Annotated in this window: 23 protein-coding genes; 9 read left to right on the top strand and 14 right to left on the bottom strand. The window is 66.9% G+C overall.

Going from position 1 to position 21,162, the window contains the following annotated elements; genetic code table 11:
* Positions 1–76: 76 nt before the first annotated feature.
* Genes era through P5G52_RS11555 form a run of 4 tightly spaced genes read right to left on the bottom strand, consistent with a single transcriptional unit; the run spans position 77 to position 3,804 of the window.
* Positions 77–1,006 (bottom strand): GTPase Era, encoded by a 930-nt coding sequence (gene era / locus P5G52_RS11570; protein ID WP_301227505.1) that lies wholly within the window; start codon positions 1,004–1,006, stop codon positions 77–79.
* Positions 993–2,303: a hemolysin family protein gene (locus tag P5G52_RS11565; RefSeq protein WP_301227503.1), complete on the bottom strand. Its 1,311-nt coding sequence runs from the start codon at positions 2,301–2,303 to the stop codon at positions 993–995. Before P5G52_RS11565 ends, era begins: the two co-directional genes overlap by 14 nt.
* Positions 2,300–2,773: an rRNA maturation RNase YbeY gene (gene ybeY / locus P5G52_RS11560; protein WP_301227501.1), complete on the bottom strand. Its 474-nt coding sequence runs from the start codon at positions 2,771–2,773 to the stop codon at positions 2,300–2,302. The genes P5G52_RS11565 and ybeY overlap by 4 nt, the downstream gene beginning before the upstream one ends.
* Positions 2,770–3,804 (bottom strand): PhoH family protein, encoded by a 1,035-nt coding sequence (locus P5G52_RS11555; RefSeq protein WP_301227499.1) that lies wholly within the window; start codon positions 3,802–3,804, stop codon positions 2,770–2,772. Before P5G52_RS11555 ends, ybeY begins: the two co-directional genes overlap by 4 nt.
* Positions 3,805–3,855: 51 nt before the next feature.
* On the opposite strand from P5G52_RS11555, the gene P5G52_RS11550 reads away from it, so the two are divergent.
* Both P5G52_RS11550 and P5G52_RS11545 read left to right on the top strand, forming a co-directional pair.
* The gene (locus P5G52_RS11550; protein WP_301227497.1) at positions 3,856–4,116 is read left to right on the top strand and encodes a hypothetical protein; all 261 of its coding nucleotides are present in this window, start codon (positions 3,856–3,858) and stop codon (positions 4,114–4,116) included.
* 162 nt (positions 4,117–4,278) lie between these two features.
* Positions 4,279–5,274: a GerMN domain-containing protein gene (locus P5G52_RS11545; RefSeq protein ID WP_301227495.1), complete on the top strand. Its 996-nt coding sequence runs from the start codon at positions 4,279–4,281 to the stop codon at positions 5,272–5,274.
* Between the two features lie 39 nt (positions 5,275–5,313).
* Here P5G52_RS11545 and P5G52_RS11540 read toward each other — a convergent pair whose 3' ends face one another.
* The 3 genes from P5G52_RS11540 to hrcA form a co-directional block, all read right to left on the bottom strand.
* Positions 5,314–6,081 carry a 16S rRNA (uracil(1498)-N(3))-methyltransferase gene (locus P5G52_RS11540; protein WP_301227493.1) on the bottom strand — a complete coding sequence of 256 codons (768 nt, stop codon included), beginning with the start codon at positions 6,079–6,081 and terminating at the stop codon, positions 5,314–5,316.
* A 2-nt stretch (positions 6,082–6,083) separates the two neighbouring features.
* A complete protein-coding gene (gene dnaJ / locus P5G52_RS11535; protein WP_301227492.1) occupies positions 6,084–7,214 on the bottom strand; it encodes a molecular chaperone DnaJ in 1,131 nt (376 codons plus the stop codon).
* 108 nt (positions 7,215–7,322) lie between these two features.
* Positions 7,323–8,336, bottom strand: a complete 1,014-nt coding sequence (gene hrcA / locus P5G52_RS11530; protein ID WP_301227490.1) for a heat-inducible transcriptional repressor HrcA — start codon at positions 8,334–8,336, stop codon at positions 7,323–7,325.
* A 164-nt stretch (positions 8,337–8,500) separates the two neighbouring features.
* On the opposite strand from hrcA, the gene P5G52_RS11525 reads away from it, so the two are divergent.
* On the top strand, positions 8,501–9,352 hold the full coding sequence (locus P5G52_RS11525) for a DUF3097 domain-containing protein (protein ID WP_301227488.1): 852 nt from the start codon (positions 8,501–8,503) through the stop codon (positions 9,350–9,352).
* A 78-nt stretch (positions 9,353–9,430) separates the two neighbouring features.
* Positions 9,431–9,847, top strand: coding sequence for a DUF4870 domain-containing protein (locus tag P5G52_RS11520; RefSeq protein ID WP_301227486.1), 417 nt, complete (start codon positions 9,431–9,433; stop codon positions 9,845–9,847).
* Between the two features lie 23 nt (positions 9,848–9,870).
* On the opposite strand, the gene hemW is transcribed toward P5G52_RS11520, so the two are convergent.
* On the bottom strand, positions 9,871–11,100 hold the full coding sequence (hemW, locus tag P5G52_RS11515) for a radical SAM family heme chaperone HemW (protein ID WP_301227484.1): 1,230 nt from the start codon (positions 11,098–11,100) through the stop codon (positions 9,871–9,873).
* Between the two features lie 30 nt (positions 11,101–11,130).
* Positions 11,131–12,984 (bottom strand): translation elongation factor 4, encoded by a 1,854-nt coding sequence (gene lepA / locus P5G52_RS11510; protein WP_301227483.1) that lies wholly within the window; start codon positions 12,982–12,984, stop codon positions 11,131–11,133.
* Between the two features lie 184 nt (positions 12,985–13,168).
* Between lepA and P5G52_RS11505 the strand changes: the two genes are divergently transcribed.
* The 3 genes from P5G52_RS11505 to P5G52_RS11495 all read left to right on the top strand — a co-directional run bounded on the left by P5G52_RS11505 (position 13,169) and on the right by P5G52_RS11495 (position 14,780).
* Positions 13,169–13,699: a type II toxin-antitoxin system PemK/MazF family toxin gene (locus P5G52_RS11505; protein ID WP_301227481.1), complete on the top strand. Its 531-nt coding sequence runs from the start codon at positions 13,169–13,171 to the stop codon at positions 13,697–13,699.
* Between the two features lie 261 nt (positions 13,700–13,960).
* Positions 13,961–14,221 carry a 30S ribosomal protein S20 gene (rpsT, locus tag P5G52_RS11500; RefSeq protein WP_087075755.1) on the top strand — a complete coding sequence of 87 codons (261 nt, stop codon included), beginning with the start codon at positions 13,961–13,963 and terminating at the stop codon, positions 14,219–14,221.
* Between the two features lie 136 nt (positions 14,222–14,357).
* Positions 14,358–14,780 carry an arsenate-mycothiol transferase ArsC gene (locus tag P5G52_RS11495; RefSeq protein WP_301227480.1) on the top strand — a complete coding sequence of 141 codons (423 nt, stop codon included), beginning with the start codon at positions 14,358–14,360 and terminating at the stop codon, positions 14,778–14,780.
* A 128-nt stretch (positions 14,781–14,908) separates the two neighbouring features.
* Here P5G52_RS11495 and holA read toward each other — a convergent pair whose 3' ends face one another.
* The 3 genes from holA to P5G52_RS11480 all read right to left on the bottom strand — a co-directional run bounded on the left by holA (position 14,909) and on the right by P5G52_RS11480 (position 17,763).
* Positions 14,909–15,919, bottom strand: a complete 1,011-nt coding sequence (gene holA, locus P5G52_RS11490; RefSeq protein WP_435868671.1) for a DNA polymerase III subunit delta — start codon at positions 15,917–15,919, stop codon at positions 14,909–14,911.
* Between the two features lie 91 nt (positions 15,920–16,010).
* Entirely contained in the window at positions 16,011–16,766 is a 756-nt protein-coding gene (locus P5G52_RS11485) for a ComEC/Rec2 family competence protein (protein ID WP_301227479.1), read from the bottom strand.
* Between the two features lie 196 nt (positions 16,767–16,962).
* Positions 16,963–17,763, bottom strand: a complete 801-nt coding sequence (locus tag P5G52_RS11480) for a ComEC/Rec2 family competence protein (RefSeq protein ID WP_301227478.1) — start codon at positions 17,761–17,763, stop codon at positions 16,963–16,965.
* Positions 17,764–17,814: 51 nt separating this feature from the next.
* On the opposite strand from P5G52_RS11480, the gene P5G52_RS11475 reads away from it, so the two are divergent.
* Positions 17,815–18,264 (top strand): ImmA/IrrE family metallo-endopeptidase, encoded by a 450-nt coding sequence (locus tag P5G52_RS11475; RefSeq protein WP_301227477.1) that lies wholly within the window; start codon positions 17,815–17,817, stop codon positions 18,262–18,264.
* Between the two features lie 287 nt (positions 18,265–18,551).
* Here P5G52_RS11475 and P5G52_RS11470 read toward each other — a convergent pair whose 3' ends face one another.
* Positions 18,552–18,788 carry a helix-turn-helix transcriptional regulator gene (locus tag P5G52_RS11470; protein WP_301227476.1) on the bottom strand — a complete coding sequence of 79 codons (237 nt, stop codon included), beginning with the start codon at positions 18,786–18,788 and terminating at the stop codon, positions 18,552–18,554.
* Positions 18,789–18,870: 82 nt separating this feature from the next.
* Here P5G52_RS11470 and P5G52_RS11465 point away from each other — a divergent pair, with 82 nt between their 5' ends.
* On the top strand, positions 18,871–19,362 hold the full coding sequence (locus P5G52_RS11465; protein ID WP_301227475.1) for a hypothetical protein: 492 nt from the start codon (positions 18,871–18,873) through the stop codon (positions 19,360–19,362).
* A gap of 412 nt (positions 19,363–19,774) precedes the next feature.
* On the opposite strand, the gene P5G52_RS11460 is transcribed toward P5G52_RS11465, so the two are convergent.
* Entirely contained in the window at positions 19,775–20,731 is a 957-nt protein-coding gene (locus P5G52_RS11460; RefSeq protein ID WP_301227474.1) for a hypothetical protein, read from the bottom strand.
* Positions 20,732–21,162 lie beyond the last annotated feature (431 nt).

Below are 21,162 nucleotides of genomic sequence, written 5' to 3'. Positions count from 1 at the left end.
ACGGCGATCAGCAGGTGTCGCAGGACCGGCGGCCCCGTTCCCGGACCCAACGAACGGGGCCGGGAGGTAGTGCCGGCTAGAAGCCGAGCTTGACCAGCTGCTTGGGATCGCGCTGCCAGTCCTTCGCGACCTTGACGTGCAGGTCCAGGTAGATCCGGGTTCCCAGCAGGGCCTCGATCCCACGGCGGGCGTTCGTGCCGACCTCCCTGAGCCGGGAACCGCCCTTGCCGATGATGATCGCCTTCTGGGACGGCCGCTCGACGTAGAGGTTCACGTGGACGTCGAGCATCGGATTGTCCTCGCTGCGTCCCTCGCGCGGGATCATCTCCTCGACGACGACCGCGATCGAGTGCGGCATCTCGTCACGGACTCCCTCGAGGGCTGCCTCCCGGACGAGCTCGGCGACCATGACGGCTTCCGGCTCGTCCGTCAGCTCGCCGCCGGGGTACAGGACCGGCGATTCGGGCATGTGGTTGCTGAACACCTCTGCGACCGTGTCCACCTGGAAACCGTCCGCGGCCGACACCGGCACGATGTCCGCCCATCCCCCGGGACCCGCCACGTCGGTACCGAGCTTCGCCACGGCAAGGAGCTGCTCCGTGAGTGCCTGGCGGTCGACGAGGTCGGTCTTCGTCACCACCGCGATCAGCGGCTTGCGGTTGAGCCGCGCCAGCTGCTCGGCGATGAACCGGTCACCGGGACCGATCTTCTCGTTGGCGGGCAGGCAGAACCCGACGGCGTCGACCTCGGCGAGCGTGTCGGCCACGAGGTCGTTGAGGCGCTGGCCCAGCAGGGTGCGCGGCCGGTGCAGCCCCGGGGTGTCCACGAGGACGATCTGCGCGTCCGGCCGGTTGACGATGCCGCGGATGGTGTGCCGGGTGGTCTGCGGCTTGGCCGAGGTGATGGCGACCTTCTGCCCCACCAGGGCGTTCGTCAGGGTGGACTTGCCGGCGTTCGGCCGTCCGACGAGCGAGACGAATCCGGCCCTGTGCTTAGCGTCGCTCATTGTCAGCCTCTATCGTCTCTCGTTCGTCCTGCTCGGTGTGCTCGGGTGGCAAGCGGTAGGCGATGACGTGGGAGACCCTGTTCCGTCGGCCCTCCACGCGCTCGGCCCGCAGGCCTATACCGTCAATTGTGACCTCGGATCCCACGATCGGCACCCTTCCGAGGGTCTTGGCCAGGAGTCCGCCCACCGTGTCGACTTCCTCGTCGTCGAGGTCGAGGCCGAAGAGCTCGCCCAGGTCGTCGATCCCCATCCGGGCGCTGACGCGGTATTCGCCGTCGTCGAGCTGTTCCTGCTCAGGCACCTCGGAGTCGTACTCGTCGACGATCTCGCCCACGATCTCCTCGATGAGGTCCTCGAGGGTGACGAGCCCGGCCGTTCCGCCGTACTCGTCGATGACGATGGCCACGTGGGTGGATTCGCGCTGCAGCTCCCGGAGCAGGTCGCCCACGGGCTTCGACTCCGGGACGTACCGGGCCGGCCTGCAGTCCCCATCCACCGCCCGCGAGAGGTTCGACGCCGGGCGGCCGTGCAGGCTGGCGACGACGTCCTTCAGGTACAGCAGGCCCTTGATGTCATCCGAGCTCTCCCCGATGACGGGGATCCTCGAGTATCCCGAGCGCAGGAAGAGCGACATCGCCTGGTTCAGCGTGGAGCCCGATTCGATGGTGACCATGTCGGTGCGCGGAACCATCACGGAACGCACCTTCGTGTCCCCGAGTTCGAACACCGAGTGGATGAGCTCCGCCTCGTTGTCCTCGATCATCTCGGCGTCCGAGGCGCGGGAGAGGAGCTCGCGGAACTCCTCCTGCGTGAAGAACGCTGCTTCGTCGCGTGCGGCGCCCGGGGTGATCGAACTGCCGATCCGCACGAGCCAGCGCGGGATGGGTCCGAGGACGGTGCAGAGGGAAGCCACAAGTCCGGCGGTCAGGCGGACGACGGCGAGGGCGTGCAGCCGACCGAGTTGGCGGGGCGAGACTCCAACGATCACGAACCCGACGGCCGCCATCACGGCTGTCGCCAGGAGCCCGGCGAGCCAGACGTTGTCCAGCAGGTCGTGGAACAGGATGGCGACGGCGACGGCGCCGGCCATCTCGAACCAGACCCGCCAGAACCGCAGCGCATGCATGTGGGCGACGGGGGCTTCGAGGATGCGGCGGAGCGACGGCCCGCGCGACTCCTGCACCAGGACCTCGCCCTCCTGCCGCGGGAGGTAGCTGAAGGCCGCTTCGGCAGCGGTCACGAGGGCAGCGGTGAGGGCGAAGAGCAGGGCCATGAGCCCGAGGAGCCAGATGGTCAAGCGCTGGTCTCCTGGGGTGCGGTGCCCCCGAGGAACTCCGACAGGAGCTGGCGCTGCAGGCCGAACATCTCCTTCTCCTCCTCGGGTTCCGCGTGGTCGTAGCCGAGGAGGTGGAGGACGCCGTGCGTGGTCAGCAGCAGCAGTTCGTCGTTCGTGCTGTGACCCGCGGCCGCACCCTGGGAAGCAGCGACCTCCGGGCACAGCACGATGTCCCCGAGCAGTCCGGCCGGCGTGATGCGCCCGGGTGTGCCCGGGCGTAGTTCATCCATCGGGAAGGAGAGCACATCGGTGGGGCCGGGCTCGTCCATCCACTCGACATGCAGCTTCTCCATCGCCGCCGTATCCACCAGGATGATCGACAGCTCGGCCTCGGGGTGGAGGAAGAGCGACTCGAACAGGAAATTCGCGAGACGGACGAGCGACTCCTCGTCGACGTCGTACCCGGATTCGTTGTTGACCTCGACGCTCATCGTGCCACCCCCGGACGGCCGGCACGCGCCTGCCCGGCGCGCTGCTCGTCGTCCCAGGTGCTGTAGGCGCTGACGATGTCACCGACGAGCCGGTGCCGCACGACGTCGGCGGCGTCCAGTTCGCTGAAGTACACGTCGTTGACGTCCCGGAGGATCTCGCTGACGATCCGCAGTCCCGAACTGGTGCCGTTGGGGAGGTCCACCTGCGTGACGTCGCCGGTCACCACCATCTTCGAACCGAAGCCGAGGCGCGTGAGGAACATCTTCATCTGCTCGGGCGTCGTGTTCTGGGCCTCGTCGAGGATGATGAAGGCGTCGTTCAGGGTCCGCCCGCGCATGTACGCCAGGGGTGCGACCTCGATCGTTCCCGCCGCCATGAGGCGCGGGATGGAATCGGGGTCAATCATGTCGTGCAGGGCGTCGTACAGCGGGCGCAGGTACGGATCGATCTTGTCGTTGAGCGTTCCGGGCAGGAAGCCCAGGCGCTCCCCCGCCTCGACCGCGGGCCTCGTCAGGATGATCCGGTTGACTTCCTTCTGCTGCAGCGCCTGGACGGCCTTGGCCATGGCCAGGTAGGTCTTGCCGGTACCCGCCGGGCCGATACCGAACACGATGGTGTTCCGGTCGATCGCTTCGACGTACGTGCTCTGGTTGAGCGTCTTGGGGCGGATGGTCTTGCCGCGCGAGGTCAGGATGTTCACGGACAGCACTTCCGACGGCCGGGCAGCGCTCTGCGTCTTGAGCATCGTGACCAGCTGCTCGAGGACATGGGGAGAGACCGTCGCATTGTTGGTGGCCATGGTCTGGATCTCACCGATGAGCCGCTCGGTACGCAGCACGTCCGCCGAGGGACCGGTGATCGTCAGTTCGTTGCCCCGGGCCTGCAGGCCGATGCCGGGGAAGGAGTCTTCGATCAGACGCAGGGCCTCGTCGTTCGAACCGAGCGCCTGAACCATCTGCTCCGTCGAGTCGAAGACGAACGTCCGTGTGTCGAGTCCTGCCACGTTGATGCCTGTTGAAGATTCGCTCATAGCTCGGCCGTCCGGCCTTCGATCGCCCCTCGTCTGAGTAGTCGTACTGTGGTGTCGCTTCTGCTGGTGTTCATGCTGCCGTTCGTGCTGATGCCCGGCGCCGATCCCGCCCTCGGGACGCAGCTCACCGGCACCGGCAGAGATGCCAATGTTACGGCATCCCCATTTTGTCAACAGGCGCGTGAGCGCCTTGATTCCCGCGCCGTCCGGTGGCTCACGTCTTACCGAGCGCCGCTCGACTTTCGTCGCGAATCGGCAACAGGTTCGTATCGATCAGGTTTCAGTCCCGTCGACCGCGCGTATTCGCACTGATGTGCTCCGCACGCTGTGCCAAGCTGAAACAGGTCCGGCAGGTACGCGCCCACGAGTGGTCGCCGAACCCTCCGGCGCAGACGTCGAGGGTCGGGCCGACCGGGACGATTTCACGTTACAGATTCCACCCGCGCACCAGCGCGCCGACGGAAGGGGGCCGGCATGCACGAGCAGGACCCCCTGAAGAAGAACCGGCTCGGGCTCCGCGGGATGCTCCTGGCGTCGGGCGCGGTGCTCGCGGCCAGCAGTGTGTTCTTCCTTCCGGAGGTGGGGCTGCTGCAGGGCAGCGCACCGACGACGACCCTTCCCGTCCCGCTTCCGACAGCGGTCCCCGACGGGGAGTCGGCCGAGCCTGAGGCGCGCGTCCAGACCGAGGGCGCGGCAGCGGGTCCCGCTGACGCCGTCCGGCCGCTCCTGCCGGTCTACTGGCTCGGGGAGGTCGAGGGGACCGACCGGCTGTTCCGTGAATTCCTCGTGGCGCCGGAATCCACCGGCGATCCCATCTCCGACGCGGTGCGGCTCATGACCGCGGGGCAACCTCTCGACTCCGACTACCACTCGCCCTGGCATGCCGCATCGAGCGTGAGCTCGTCGATCTCCACGAAGAACGTCATCACCCTCGACATCTCCTCGGACGCCTTCTCGGAGAGCCTCGGAGAGAGCGACGCGCGCCTGGCCCTGCAGCAACTCGTCTACACCGCCACGGCGGCCGCCTCGAACGCCGGCCTCATCACCGGCGGCGAGTCCAGTTCCGTCGTCGTACTCGTCGACGGAGCGGCGGGCTACCGCGCCTTCAACTCCGTGGACGTCGGCGGGGAGTGGACCCGGGATACCTCCACACTCGCTCCCGTATGGATCATCGACCCGCAGGAGGGCGTCGAAGCCGACCGCTCCGGGCTGACCATCCACGGGGTGGGGCCGACATCGGAGCAGACGCTCGCCTGGCGGATAGACCGGAGCGAGGGCGGGCCGGCGGACGGCGGAACCGGTGATACCTCGCTCTTCCGCGACGGCTCGGTCCGGATCTCGCCCGAGGACGGCGCTCCGGGCGCCTACTCCTTCTCCGTGACACTCCCGCCCGGCTCCTACGAGATCACGGTGGCCGTGCCCTCCGGGCACGGCCAGGCTCAGGACTCCAAGTCCGTCGTCGTCCGGTGAGCGCGGCGCTCCTCCCGGCGGGCCGTCAGCCGCGGTCGACTACCAGCGCCCCAACAGGTGGTTCAGCAGCACGAGGGCAGCAGGGCCGGCGGAGGACGAACGCAGGACGTGCGGTCCCAGTCGGGCCGCACCGGCGCCGACTGCGCGCAGCTTCCCCAGCTCGGCCTCACTGATGCCGCCCTCAGGACCCACGACGACGGCGGTCGACGACGGCACGTCCAGGGCACCCGCTGCGCGGAGCTCCGAGACCTGATCGGCGAGGGAGGATTCGGCGTCCTCGTGCAGGACGACCAGCCGGTCCACCGTCGACGCCCAGGCGGCCAGCCCCGAGGTATCCAGGACGGCATGGACCTCGGGCACGAACGACCGCCGCGACTGCTTCGACGCCGCACCCACGAGGGACACCCACTTCTGCCGGCCCTTCTCGGCCTTGTCGCCGCGCCAGCGGACGATGCTGCGCTCGGCATGCCACGGCACCACGGCGTCGACGCCGAGCTCGGTGGCCGACTCGACGGCCTGCTCGTCACGACCGCCCTTCGCGAGGGCCTGCACGAGCACCAGGCGGTGCTGCGGCGCGGGATCCTGGCCGGCGGTCTCCACCTCGACCTCGACGGTTCCCGGCCCGACGGCCGAGATCACTCCGCCGATCCGGTAGCCGGAGCCGTCGGACACGTCGATGCGCTCTCCCGTCCCGAGCCGCCGGACGGTTGCGGCGTGCCGGCCCTCGTCACCGTCGAGGACGAACAGGGCGCCGGGTGCGGCCGCGCGGACAGCCTCGCTCGACCCGAAGAACAGGGGACGCGTCATGGTCAGCGGTTCCCGAGGCGCTCCCGCAGGCGTGCGAACACGCCGGAACCGCTGCTGGCGAGCTGGCCGTCCGTGTACTCCTCGTTCCGCAGTTCGGCGAGCTTGCGCAGGAGCTCCTCCTGCTGGTGGTCCAGGTTGCGCGGCGTCTCGACATTCAGGTGGACGCGCAGGTCTCCCCTGCCCTGGTTCCTGAGGTGCGTGACGCCGAGCCCGCGGAGGGTCATGATCTCGCCGGACTGCGTCCCGGGCTTGATGACCAGTTCCTGGTCGCCGTCGAACGTGTCCAGCTGCACCGTGGTGCCCAGCGCGGCCGCCGTCATGGGCACGCTCAACGTGACATGGAGGTCGTCGCCGTCGCGGAGGAACGTCGAGTCGGTGTTGACGCGGATCTCGACGTACAGGTCGCCCTGCGGGCCGCCGGCGATGCCGGCCTCGCCCTGGCCGGCGAGCTGGATGCGGGTGCCCGTGCTGACGCCGGCGGGGACCTTGATGGTCAGGGTGCGGCGCGCACGGACGCGTCCCTCGCCGCTGCATTCGTGGCAGGGGTTGGGGATCACGGTGCCGTAACCCTGGCAGGTCCCGCAGGGCGCGCTCGTCATGACCTGGCCGAGGATCGACCGGACGGCCCGCTGAACCTGGCCGGAGCCGCCGCAGATGTCGCAGGTGCGGGGCGACGTGCCCGGCTGGCAGCAGGTCCCGTCACACGTGGGGCAGACCTCCGCGGTGTCCACCTCGATCTTCTTGTTGGTGCCGAAGACGGCATCCTTGAGGTCGATCCGCACGTTGATGAGCGCGTCCTGGCCCCGTCGGGTCCGGGAGGGCGCTCCTGCCTGCTGGCCCCCGCCGCCGAAGAAGGTCTCGAAGATGTCCTGGAACGCGAACCCGGAGCCCGAGTAGCCGGCACCGTAGCCGTTGTCCGTGCCGTTCTCGTTGCCGGTCGTGTCATAGATCCGCCGCTTCTGCGGGTCGGACAACACCTCGTAGGCATGCGTGATGCGCTTGAACTCCTCCGCGGCGTCCTCACCCGGGTTCACGTCCGGGTGGAGCTTCCGGGCGAGCTTGCGGTACGCCTTCTTGATTTCCTCCCCGGTCGCACCCTGCGCCACACCGAGGACCTCATAGTGATTACTCACTCGTGCACATCACTTCCTGTTGGAGATTTCTGTCTACTGCTCGCCGGTCGTGCCGGCGGAATACCGTTGTGCCGGCGGAATACCGGGGACGGCCACGGGGGCCGGTGCCTACTCCTCGAGGATCCTCGAGAGGTAACGGGCGACGGCGCGCACCGCGGCCATCGTCGTCGGATAGTCCATGCGGGTGGGCCCGAGGATCCCGAGCTTCGCTCCGGCGTCCGGACCGTAGCCTGTCGCGACCACGGAGGCCTCCGACAGGCCACCGTAGGGGTTCTCGCTGCCGATCCTCACCGAGATGCCGCGGGCGTCGTACTCCATCTCCGACAGGAGCCTCAGCATGACGACCTGCTCCTCGAGTGCCTCGAGAATGGGACCGATGCTGAGCGGGAAGTCACCCGTGGACCTGGCGAGGTTCGCCGTTCCTGCCAGCAGGATCCGGTCTTCACGTCCGAGCCCGGCGAGCTGCTCGAGCGCTTTGATGATCGTACCCCCGTGCGCCCGCAGCGCGGGGGGCAACTGCGATGCCGCGACGCCCAGCTCACCCGCAAGCGCCGACAGTCTCACCCCGGACACCGCGGACAGGATGCGCTGCTTCAGGTCCGCGAGCTCGGCTTCCTGGATGTCCGCGTGCGTCCGGACGATGCGCTGCTGGACGGTACCGTTGGTCGCGATCAGGACCACGAGGATCTGCTGCGGAGCCAGCAGGACGAATTCGATGTGGCGGACCGACGCCCCGCCCGTACGGGGGAACTGGACGACGGCGACCTGGTTCGTGAGTTGGGCGAGCAGCCGGACGGTCCGGTCCATGACGTCGTCGAGGTCCTCCGCACCCTCCAGCAGGGTCTGGATCGCCTTCTTCTCCGGCGCGGACAACGGCTTGACCTCGGAGATACGGTCCACGAACAGGCGGTATCCCTTGTCCGTGGGGATGCGGCCCGAACTCGTGTGGGGTGCCGCGATGAGGCCTTCCTCCTCGAGGACCGCCATGTCGTTACGGATGGTGGCGGAGGAGACGCCGAGGTGGTGCCGGTCGACCAGTGCCTTGGAGCCGACGGGCTCCCGCGAATGGACGTAGTCCTCGACGATGGCCCGGAGCACTTCCAGGCGTCGCGGTTCACTCATTCGATGTCACCTCCGGGTCTGCACGAACAGGCGTGGGGGCGGCTCCGAGCGATTAGCACTCGACACACCCAAGTGCCAAGTCTAGTACGTCCGAGCCGATTGTTAGCATTGGGAACCCGGGCCGCGGCAGACCGCCGAAGCCCTCGGCGGAAGGACAGCTCGGGATGGACTACGGCTGGGGAGCACAGGATATTACGGCTCCGAAGCGGGTCAGCCTGCCCGATGTCCCGGTGGAGAAGGACATGGTCCTCGAGGACGTGCAGAGCGGATTCGTCGGCGCAGTGGTCCGGGTCGAGAAGTCCGGCGGGCTGCATGTGATGGTGCTCGAGGACCGGCGCGGGAAGCACCGGACGTTTCGGCTCGGCCACGGATTCCTCCTCGACGGACAGCCCGTCCACGTCGTCGCACCCGTGCAGCGCGCAGCGCCGGCGACCACCCGGACCGCGTCCGGATCGGTCCGCGTCGAGGGCGCGCGGGCGAGGACTGCGCGGGCCAGCAGGATCTGGGTGGAGGGACAGCACGACGCCGAGCTGGTCGAGAAGGTCTGGGGGGACGATCTCCGGCTCGAGGGAATCGTCGTCGAGCCGCTGCACGGCGTCGACGATCTCGCGGGCGCGGTTCGCGCGTTCGACCCCGGTCCGCAGCGGCGGCTGGGCATCCTCGTCGACCACCTGCTGCCCGGCACCAAGGAGTCCCGGATCGCACAGCAGGCGATGACCGTGCCGGGGGCGCGCCACCACGTCCTGATCGTCGGCCACCCCTACGTGGACGTCTGGCAGGCGGTGAAGCCGGCCGCGCTGGGACTCGACGCCTGGCCCGTTGTGCCGCGGAACGAGGACTGGAAAACCGGAATTCTCGCCGGGCTCGGCTGGCCGCACTCCAACCAGGCGGCCGTGGCCCACGGCTGGAAGCGGATCCTCGCCGGCGTCAGCACCTACGCCGACCTCGAGCCCTCGCTGCTCGGCCGGGTGGAGGAGGTCATCGACTTCCTGACCGCTCCCCCGGGCACCGCCTGAGCAGTCCGGGCGCCGCCACCACGTATCCTTGGACACAGTCCGGGGGAACAATCCCGCCAGCCAGCAAAGGAATTGACGTTGTCCAACACCGCCGACCAGCAGCACCACGGGCGGGGCGAGTCCCGGCCCGCGTTCGAAGGGACGCCGGCACAGGCCCTTCCCCTGACGGCCTCCGAGGACCGCCAGTTCGCGACGCTGGCGCACTTCGGCGGCATCCTGGGATTTATCCCCTCACTGCTGATCTTCCTCATCTTCAAGGACCGGGGCCCGTTCACGGCGCAGGAGTCGAAGGAGGCGCTGAACTTCACGCTTCCGCCGACCCTCCTGGCGCTGGCGGCCTGGCTCCTGTCGCTCGCGCCGGTGATCGGAGGGGTGTTCGCCGTCGTGAACGCCCTCATCTGGGTCACGATCACGATCTTCTCGGTGAATGCGGGCATCCAGGTCAACCGTGGCCGGCCCTACCGGTACACCCTGAACCTGCGCCTGATCCGCTAGGACCGCCCGCGCTCGGCCGGCACTCAGTCCGGCAACAGTCTCCGCACGACGGCGTCCGCGAGCAGCCTGCCCTGGAAAGTCAGGACCACGCGGCCCGCGAAGGCCGCGGCGGGCTCGACGAGCCCGTCGGCGATCAGCCCGGCGATCGCCGTGCGGCCCGGTGGCGTGAGGGAGGCGGTCGGAAGTCCCTCACGCAGCCGTACGCGCAGCATGACGTCCTCGACGTAGCGGTCCTCCGCCGACAGGATCTCGCGCCCCGCGGCGGGTGACCGTCCGGCACCCAGCGCTTCGGCGTACGGGCGCGGATGCTTGACGTTCCACCAGCGCGTGCCGCCGACATGCGAGTGCGCGCCCGGGCCCGCACCCCACCAGTCGCTGCCACGCCAGTAGGCGAGGTTGTGCCGGCATTCATCGGCGGGCGTGCGCGCCCAGTTGCTCACCTCGTACCAGTGCAGGTCACCGGCCGTCAGCATCTCCTCCGCGAGGGCGTACTTGTCGGCGTGGTCGTCGTCGTCGATGGGCGGGACCTGGCCGCGGCGGATGCGCGACGCGAGCCGCGTCCCGTCCTCGATGATCAGCGCGTACGCCGAGATGTGGTCGGGGCCGTAGGACAACGCCGTGGACAGCGACGTCCGCCAGTCCTCAAGCGACTCCCCCGGTGTGCCGTAGATCAGGTCCAGGCTCACCTTCAGGCCGGCCTCGCGAGCCCACTGCACGGCCTGCGGCACGCGTTCGGGCGAGTGGGTGCGGTCGAGCACGGCGAGCACGTGGGGCACCGCGGACTGCATGCCGAACGAGACGCGGGTGAAGCCGGCCTCCTTCAGGACGCGCAGCGACTCCGGCGTCACCGAATCGGGATTGGCCTCGGTGGTCACCTCCGCGTCGGGGGCCAGGCCCCACTGCGCCGTCGCCGCCCGCAGGATCGACGCGAGGTCCTCGGCGGGCAGCAGGGTGGGAGTACCTCCGCCGAAGAAGACCGTGGACAGCGGCCGTGCCGGCATCCTCGAGGACCGGAGCACCTGCGCACCGAGGGCGAGCTCGGCGAGCACGGATCCGGCGTAGGCGTCCTGCGACGCCCCGCCGCCGAGCTCCGTGGAGGTGTAGGTGTTGAAGTCGCAGTAGCCGCAGCGGACAGCGCAGAACGGGATGTGCACGTAGAGGCAGAAGTCGCGGTCGAGCGCACCTTCTGCTGCCTCAGCAGGCAGCACGCCGTCCTCGGGTGCCGGCAGGCCGAGCGGAAGGGCGCTAGGCACGCGGACCGGCCCCCTCGAAACCGTACGGGGTCACTTCTTGGCTTTGTCCTTCGACTCGTCGGAGGACAGTGCAGCGATGAAGGCTTCCTGGGGCACTTCCACGCGCCCCACCATCTTCATGCGCTTCTTGCCTTCCTTCTGCTTCTCGAGCAGCTTGCGCTTACGCGTGATGTCACCGCCGTAGCACTTGGCGAGGACGTCCTTGCGGATGGCCCGGATGCTCTCGCGCGCGATGATGCGGGCACCGATGGCGGCCTGGATGGGCACCTCGAACTGCTGGCGCGGGATGAGCTCGCGGAGCTTGCCCGTCATCATGACACCGTAGGCGTAGGCCTTGTCGCGGTGGGTGATGGCGCTGAACGCGTCCACCTGTTCGCCCTGCAGGAGGATGTCCACCTTGACGAGGTCGGACACCTGGTCGCCGTCGGCTTTCCAGTCCAGGGAGCCGTACCCGCGGGTCTTCGACTTCAGCAGGTCGAAGAAGTCGAAGACGATCTCCGCCAGCGGCAGCCGGTACCGGATCTCTACGCGGTCCTCGGACAGGTAGTCCATGCCGCCGAGGATGCCGCGGCGCTGCTGGCACAGCTCCATGATGGCGCCGACGAACTCCGACGGCGCGAGGATGGTCGCGGACACCATGGGCTCGCGCACCTCGGCGATCTTCCCGACCGGGTACTCGCTCGGGTTGGTGACCTTCAGGATGCGCTTGTCCTCGAGGGTCACCTCGTACTCGACGTTCGGTGCGGTGGAGATCAGGTCGAGGTTGTACTCGCGCTCGAGGCGTTCCCGCGTGATCTCGAGGTGCAGCAGGCCGAGGAAGCCGACGCGGAACCCGAAGCCCAGCGCGGCCGAGGTCTCCGGCTCGTAGACGAGCGCGGCGTCGTTCAGGGTGAACTTCGCGAGGGCGTCGCGCAGGACGGGGTAGTCGGTGCCGTCGAGCGGGTACAGACCGGAGAAGACCATGGGCTTCGGATCCTGGTAGCCGCCCAGCGACTCCGCGGCAGGCTTGGCCAGGTTGGTCACGGTGTCACCGACCTTCGACTGGCGCACGTCCTTCACGCCGGTGATGAGGTAACCGACCTCGCCGACGCCGAGCCCCTTGGAGGGCTTCGGCTCGGGTGAGCTGACGCCGATCTCGAGCAGTTCGTGGCTGGCTCGCGTGGACATCATCTGAATGCGCTCGCGGGGGCTGAGCTTGCCGTCGACCACCCGGACATAGGTCACCACGCCGCGGTACGTGTCGTACACCGAGTCGAAGATCATGGCGCGGGCCGGCGCGTTCGGGTCACCGGTCGGGGCCGGGAGGTCGCGCACGATCTTGTCCATGAGGGCCTCGACCCCGACGCCGGTCTTCCCGGAGACCATCAGGACGTCCTCGGGTTCCCCGCCGATGAGGCTCGCCAGCTCCGCGGCGTACTTCTCCGGCTGCGCGGCGGGCAGGTCGATCTTGTTCAGGACCGGGATGATCGTGAGGTTGTTCTCCATCGCGAGGTAGAGGTTCGCGAGAGTCTGCGCCTCGATGCCCTGGGCGGCGTCGACGAGCAGGATGGCTCCTTCGCAGGCCGCGAGCGAGCGTGACACCTCGTAGGTGAAGTCGACGTGGCCGGGAGTGTCGATCATGTTCAGGGCGTAGGCGGTGCCATCCACCTCCCAGGGCAGGCGGACGGCCTGGGACTTGATCGTGATGCCGCGCTCGCGCTCGATGTCCATCCGGTCGAGGTACTGCGCCTTCATGTCCCGCTGCTCGACGGCTCCCGTGAGCTGGAGCATGCGGTCGGCCAACGTGGACTTGCCATGGTCGATGTGGGCGATGATGCAGAAATTCCGAATGATCGCCGGATCGGTGGAGGCAGGCACCGGCGCGGTGCGGGCCATGGGTGACACGTAGGTTCCTCACTTTTTCGGGACATGGTGCGGCACGCGGCTCCCAGCCGTGCCGTCATCGGCGGCGGCCGGGGCTGGTTCGCGCCGTTTCAACTCCCCTTAGTGTCCCACGTGGCCGGACGGCTCCGGGAATCGCTGCCCCCGGCAGCTGGGCCGGCGGCCACTGTCCGCCTAGGATTCGAGCATGGCGTTCACGGTCCGCTCCCTCCTGTCCCTCGCGGTTCGCGTCGTCCGGGCGGCTAGCGCGTCGCCCCCGGAGGCACCCCGCCGCGGTGCGAAGCGCACCCGGGCACCCGGTTCCGCAGCCCCCGCCGCCACGCGCAGGACGACGGGTCGCCGGCAGGAAGCGCTGCTCGCCTATTCACCCTCGAGTGACGGCAAGCCCGACCCGGGCGAGATCGTCTGGACGTGGGTGCCCTACGAGGATGACCCGGCGCAGGGGAAGGACCGCCCGGTGCTCCTCATCGGGCGCGACGGCGGTGACCTGCTGGGCCTGATGCTGACGAGCCGGGACCGGAACAACGCCCGCGACCACGACGAGCGGTACGTCGATATCGGCACGGGAGCCTGGGACCGGCAGGGACGGCCGAGCGAGGTGAAGGTCGACCGCCTCCTGCGGATCCCGCCGGCGGACATCAGGCGCGAGGGCGCAGTCCTGCCCCGCCGGCGCTTCGAACAGGTGCTCGCAGCGATGCCCGATCACCTGCTGGCGTAGCGCACCGGCGCGGGAAGTCCCCGCCTCCCCTGGTGCGAGCCACCTGCGCCCTCCTGAACGCCCTGACCACCCGTTGCCGGACCGGGCCCGGACCACCACGGGTCGGGTTCCGCGCCTGTTTCTGGTAACCTTTATAGCTGTGTGTCCGCGCAGGTCTCCGGGCACTTTGGCCAATCGCCATACGGTATCCCCACGCCGCTCAGTCTTGGTTGGCCGAAATACCCTCACGACCAGTCCGCAATACAAAGAAAGTTCTCATACGTGGCAAATATCAAGTCCCAGAAGAAGCGCATCCTCACCAACGAAAAGGCGAGGCAGCGCAACAACTCGGTCAAGTCCGAGCTCAAGACCGCCATCCGCGCCGTGAACACGGCCGTCGAGGGCGCTGACAAGGACGCTGCCGCTACGGCTCTGCAGGCAGCCAGCCGCAAGCTCGACAAGGCTGTGAGCAAGGGTGTGCTGCACAAGAACAACGCAGCGAACCGCAAGTCCGCGATCTCCAAGAAGGTCAACGCGCTCTAGGCTGCGGACCCTTCGATGTAGGGCCGACTCCTCACGGAGTCGGCCCTACATCGTTAACGGGCCTATCCCGGCCGAAGCCCAGTGATCCCCTTCCGACTTCCCGGGCAGCTGCCCGCCCCAAAGAATCGAGCACCCCGTGAGCTTCAAGGCCGACAAGCCCTTCGTCCTGTTCGTCTGCGTGAAGAACGGAGGCAAGTCCCAGATGGCCGCAGGCCTCATGGACAGGGTCGCCGGTGACTCCGTGACCACCGCTTCTGCCGGATCGAAGCCGGGTTCCGCGGTCAACGACCTCTCCGCTCAGGTCCTGGGCGAGGTAGGGGTCGACATCAGCCGGAACGTCCCCCGGCAGATCACCGTCGAGGACCAGGAGCGGGCGGACCTCGTCGTCATCCTCGGCCCCGAGGCGCAGGTCGACGAGGTCGAGGGCACCCTGTATGAGCGATGGGACACCGACGAGCCCAGCGAGCGCGACATCGACGGGATCGACCGGATGCGCCTGATCCGCGACGACATCCTCGAACGGGTCACCGACCTTCACGCCGCCCTCACCACCCGATAACGCAGGTCCTGTCAGCTTGCCGCAGGGCGCAGGGCGCACGGCCATGACCGACAGCTGACGGTTGGTGCCGGCCGCACTCCCCGTCATCCCCCGGTCACAGCCACGGCCCCGCGGCGGTCAGCCGTCCGTCAGCCGTCCCCCAGTGCGATGACGGTCACGGCCCGCTCGACGGCGTAGACCGGGTCCCGCGACTCGCCCTTGACCTGGGCATCCGCCTCGGCGAGGGCTCGGATGGAACGTGCGAGGGCGTCCGAGCTGAAGCGCTGGGCTTCCTTCCGCGCCTGGTCGACCTGCCACGGGGCCATGCCCAGGTCCTTCGCAAGCTGCATCGAGGACCCCCTGACGCCGTGGACCTTCGCGACGGCACGGACCTTCATGGCGAGCGCGGCAACGATCGGGACCGGGTCCGCGCCTGTCGCGAGGGCGTGCCGCAGCATGGACAGCGCCTGGGCCGTGCGTCCCGCCAGCGCCGCGTCGGCCACCTTGAATCCCGTAGCCTCCACGCGTCCGCCGTAGTACTTCTCCACCGTCTCGGCGGAGACATCGCCGGCGGAGTCGGCCATGAGCTGCTGGCAGGCTGCCGCGAGTTCCGGCAGCTGCGACCCGACGGCGGCGACGAGCGCCCTCACGGCGTCCGGGTCGATCCGACGACGCGCCAGCCGGAACTCTGTCGTGACGAATTCCGCTTTCTCGCCGTCCTTCTTGAGGGGCTGGCAATCGATGACGGTACCCACGGCCTTGATCGCGTCGAGCAGCTTCTTCCCGCGGTTGCCGCCCGAGTGACGCATGACCAGGACGACATCCGGTGCGGGATCCGTGAGGTAGGCGAGCGCGTCGACCAGGAATGCATCATTCATCTGGGCCAGCCCTGCGACCTCGATGACCTTCCAGTCACCGAACAGTGACGGGCTCGCGTGCATGGTCAGTGTGCCCGCCTCGTAGGATCCGGCGTCGAAAGTGACGAGCTCCGCCCCGGGCTGAGCGGTGCGGACCTGGGCCCGGATCGACTCGGAGACCTTCGACGCCAGGTAGTCCTCGGGACCGGACAGCAGCATGACGGCGGCGGGACGCGCCTCACGCCACGATGCCGGCTGCTGGTTGGAGCCGCTGCTGCGGCCGGCGGGTGATCTTGTTGCCACGTGGCGAGGTTCCTTCCGTCAGACCTCCGTCTACTGTTTCACGGCGCGGCCATGCCTCAAAGCTGCGGGGGACCCCGATGGCGTGCCGGCCCTACCGGAGGGTGCGGACTTCGACCGTGTCCCCGACGACCTCCACGGTGAACGACCCGAGCTCGTCCGTCCTGGCTGTGGCAATACCCAGGCGGGCGAGGGCGTCGATGATGACCGGGTGGGGGTGCCCGTAGTCGTTGTCCTCACCCACGGAGATGAGCGCGAGGCTGGGAGCGATCGCTTCCAGCACCGCCGTGCCGCCGTTCCTGGCTCCGTGATGGGCGATCTTGAGGATGTCCACTCCCCCCTCGGCCAGTGCCGGCTCGGCGGCCAGCAGGGCGGCGGCAGCGTCCTCCTCGATATCTCCGGTGAGCAGCAGCGTCACGGACCGGTCCGGCGTCGGCACGACGACGTCGAGGACGGCGCTGGCGTTGTTCTCCTCCGACGGAACGGTGTCCCCTGTCGGCCAGAGGACGTCGACCTGGATCTGGGGGAGGTCGAGAGTCGTCGAGCTGGTCAGGCGCTCGGCCTCCAGTCCGGCGGCGGCTGCAGCCTCAGTCACCTCGCGGGGCGGGCTCTCCTCGCTCGTCGAGTAGTAGAGGGCCGTGAGGGCCCTTCCCCGAATGGCCCTCACGACGCCGCCGTAGTGATCGTCGTGCAGATGAGTGATGACGAGCGCGTCGATCACGTCGACCTCCAGGTGGTCCAGGCACCTGTCCATGGCGTCGGGATCCGGTCCTGCGTCCACGACCAGCGCATGGCCGGCCGTCGTCCTGACGACGATGCCGTCTCCCTGGCCGACATCGCACATCGCCATCACCCAACTCCCGGCGGGCCGCACCATCGTCCGGTGGATGACAAAGGCCCCTCCCGCGGCGCATAGAACGAGAAGGAGGGCGAGCGCGGCGCCGCGATGCCGCCGGCGCCCGTCCTTCCTGGCAGCGGAAGATGGCGCGGGCCGGCGTAGGGCGCGACCACCCGGGCTCCGGCCCGCCTCTCGATCCGGGTCCGGATCAGTGCCAGTGCCAGTGCCGCCATCCGGAACCCGCGGCTGGGGGGGATGCGATTCTCCTCCCCCACCAGTCGGTGATGGCCTCCTGCTTAATCATGAGCACGAGAAACGACAGTGATGCGAGTGCGGCCACGGCGGCGCCGGGCGCTCCCGGGATCCACGGCAACGATGCCACCGGCGCAGCAGCAAGGGTGTCGGCAACGCCTTCCACCCACCGCGTCCCCCACTGGGCTGCAGCGATGAGGGGCTGTGCAAGGACCGGAGCGGCTACCAGGGCGAGGACGGCCAGCATCCCCACGAGAGTGATCGCGGGGACCACGGGCGAGGCCAGCACGTTCGCCGGCAGCGAGTACATCGGGAGTACCGGCTGGATCAGGACGAGGATCGGTGTGCAGAAGAGTTGCGCCATCAGGGGGATGGCGAGCAGTTGGGCGGCGACACGCGGCATCACGAGGCTGAGCGTGTCGGCCGCCTTTGGTCCGGCGGTGACCAGCCCCAGGGTTGCTGCGACCGAGAGCAGGAAGGCGAAGGACACCGAGAGCCACGGGTCCACCGCGAGAAGGATGATGATCGACAGCATCAGCAGGGTCAGGGACGCCCTGCCGCGCCCCGAGAGGACCGCGGCCACTCCGATCGTGCCCATCACCGCGGCCCGGAGGACACTCGGTTCAGGGCGGACAAGCATCACGAAGCCCACCAGTGCCATCACCGCACCAGCGGCGGCGGGTGGCCGTGGGAGTCGGACCGCCCTTAGTCCGAGGAACGCGAAGGCGACGACATAGGAACAGTTGGCTCCGCTCAATAGTGTTTAGCCTACGTGGTGAAATCTGCACCCCTGGCCGAAGGATCTGCAATGACTACCGACATGACACAGGCGCAAAACCCGTTCGGCATTTCTTACGATCCTTACCGGCACCTTGCCGAGCATTACCCCCACATTGCGGTGATCCGGATACGCCTGAACGACAAGGTTGTCGGGCTCACTGACGGTAAGAGCGTCGTGTTCCTGGACGAGCGACTGAATGAGGTAGAGGACCGCAATGTCCTCTGTCACGAGGTAGTGCACATCGACCACGGCCACGGCACCTGCCAGCCGCCCGAGGTTGAGTACATGGTTAGGGCCGAGACTGCCCGCCGACTGATTGACATAGATGAACTGCTTAAAGCCACCCAGGTAACCCAGGACCGCGCTGCACTGGCGCGGCTCGTGAACGTCACCCGTCAAACCCTGCACGACCGCCTAGCCACATCGAGCGAGGAGGACAGAGCCAAGCTTTGGAACGCGCACCCAAAGGGGCTCTAGGATTCAGCACGAACGCTAAGCTTCATCCGAGAGAGCGAGCGGCGCTCTGCCGGGGAGGCAACTGGTGCAGTTTGAGGAAGCAGAAAAGCGGCGTACGGCTTGGTCCGCGAAGGGTAACCCACCATGTGATCACCCAGAGATCAGCAGAGAGTACGGCCTCTCCATGCAGAGCGGTGATTACCGATGTGACACTTGCGGAGCTGTAGTTCCGCGAAGATCCAGAGGGTAACCCCGCGCACTCTCACCTAACGCCTCCCGCGGGTCCTTCTGGGCCGCTATAGCAAGGCTCAATCCTTAGCTTCGACATCCTCGGGCGTGATCTTGGCACGTGCTGAGGCTGCTTGCTCGTACATACGGGCGATGTACTCCTCCAGCTTCACCCGCTCCACACGCCACTGACCGCGCCCGCCAACCTGGATGGCGGGGAGGTCGCCGGACTTCACGAGCGCGTACATCTGGGATTGGCTGACGGCGAGTTCCGCGGCGACGTCGGGCAGCGTCATGAATCGTGATTGATCGGTCATGGGCTCACCCTAGGAGAACAACACTTGGTTTGGCAGTCGGCGTGCATAATTACTTGTCGTCAACAAACACTATGGGGGTCTCATGCGCCGGATAGCGCTCACCATCATCACCGCGGTCGCTTTAACGGGCTGTTCGGGTGCAAGTCTCACCGTCCCAGAAGCTGGTGAGTTTTACCTTGATGGCGTATGCCCGGTGAACTTTGCCAACGACGACCTAGCCCTTGAAGTGAACAGGGCCTACATCCTCGACGAGCCCATGAACATGAAAGCAGTGAACGAAAAAGCAGCCACCGCTCGGGACGCCTACCGGTCCGTGATCGAGAAGTTTTCAGCAGATACAGCAGCATGGCCCGAGGTAGTTGACGCCGACGTGGATGTAGTTGTCGACAATTGGTACACAGACGTGTCGATAACGAACCAGATGGCAGAGATTTCTGACCAAGCGAGCTTCGAGACCCTCTGGAGCGTGTGGACGGACCCCGCAAGCCAAGTGAATACATCGGGCACTCCGCAGAAAATCCGAGCAAAACTCGGACTTTCGCCGGACCTCAGCACGAGCTGCGAAGGTCGTTAGACGAACCTGTCGGCCCCGTGCCGCGCGTGCCGCCGAGTTACCTTGGTTCTGGCGGCATCTAGCCGTCGCGGTGGCGTTTCTTCTCTTCCACCTGGCGGCGTTGCACCTTGTCGGCGGTCACCCACGCCTCACGCGCCATCGAGTACTCCACCCACTGCACTTGCACTAGCTCACGAGTCCAAGCGATCGCAAAGCCCTTCACAGTTTGCATGACGCCGCCGGGATAGGTCAGCTGGGCCCAGATGGGAGGGGCCTTCTCTGTCGTCCAATGGATGCCCTCTGTTGGCTTAGGCAGGGACTCGGGCGGAACGAACCGGTCCCGTGACGGGGGTATCCCATGCCAGCCAGGGTGCGCCGCTCTCTTCATATGGACGACCGTAACGAGCCCCTACGACTAAAAGCCCAGCACCCACTAACTCCGGAGTTCCTCAGTCAGCGCTCGCCCGACAATCAGGTCCGCTGCCAGCCACGAGAGAGCGGCTGCAAACTGAACGAATTCAGCCCGAGAGCGACCAGGGTCATCGCCGTGCACCAACTTGCCACGAACTTTGTAGCATTCATTGAACAATTCGGAAGGTTTCATATTCATATAATTTCGATCGTCTAGCGTTGCGCAAAGCCGCATGCCCGCCTGCTTAATCGATTCTTTCTTCATATCTGACAATGCTGAAGCCATTCCCGTCGCTTCCTCCAGTGGGAGGCCTGCATCTTTAACCTGCTGCAAGAATGATTTTACCAGTGTTCTGGCACCGTCGCTTCTTTCCTCACGCTCAATCAGGGTTTCGATTGCCATCATCGAACACATGAAACTCGCTTTTGGTTCGGATGCAACAAACCTGGACAACGAATACAGCTCGAACGCTAGACGTCGTTGCCCTTCAACTGGAATGTTGTTCCGCTCGGAAGTTAGCGCCTTAATTACTCGATCGGACGACGGAACCGCGAAGCCGGTTGCTGATGCACCGAAAAACACTTCTCTGCCGGTGTACGGGTAAACTGTGATACCAAGATGATCGTTGTATGCCTTGGCGCCCGAGTCCTTTGAGAATTCTTCAAGCGCATCGCTAGTGAATCCACCGTTCATACTCGCGTCGCCAAAGTACCCCGCCATCAATAGTGCGGTGAGGGCTATCGAAATTCTGCTCTGCCACCTCTCCGCCTCGTCTGTAGCTTGCTCGCGAGTGTCGAAAGGTCCACCCGTTAGTACGAAAGATTGAGCCTCTGACAGTGGTCCTTCTGGAATGGCAGACAGGGTGAACCGCTGCTCCGTATCGGTTGGAAGGACGACACTGTTTTCGCTGAACGGCAGACTGTGCGTATTGCTAGTGAGAAACCGAAGCCGGAAGTTGAATCTTGGTTCGCTTGCCATCGCCCAAGACTAGGTTGCCGGAAGCGAGCACGAAAGAGCCTTTCTAGAGGCAGTCTTAGCTTCTAAGTGTCACAACCAGCATGTACGCTCCCCTGGAGGACCAGAATAAGCGGTATCCCCATTAGCTGACCGTCCGATGGACGAGCGAGAGACCGATGGGTGATGCGGAAGGAACCCATGCTCCTCACCGCGGCCGAGTTACAGCTGCGCCAGAACCTGCCAATTGACTTTGACGAGCCCCGCCGCGTGTACGCCTGGGTTCGCTACACCACCTAAGCCGCCAGAATTCAAGCCCTAGCCGTCTCATGGACGGACACCGCAGTCAAGATTCGGTTCCTTGAGCCCCGCATCGACGCCTTGACGGAAGGCTGGGTCTGGCGCAAGGCCGTTACGCCGGAATAGCGACGCAGCATGTTGGTCAGGGCATGGAA

This window comes from Arthrobacter burdickii (genome assembly GCF_030433645.1).
GTDB lineage: Bacteria > Actinomycetota > Actinomycetes > Actinomycetales > Micrococcaceae > Arthrobacter_D > Arthrobacter_D burdickii.
The sequence above is the reverse complement of the archived record's forward strand: the minus strand, read 5'-3'. Positions and strand labels throughout refer to the sequence as shown.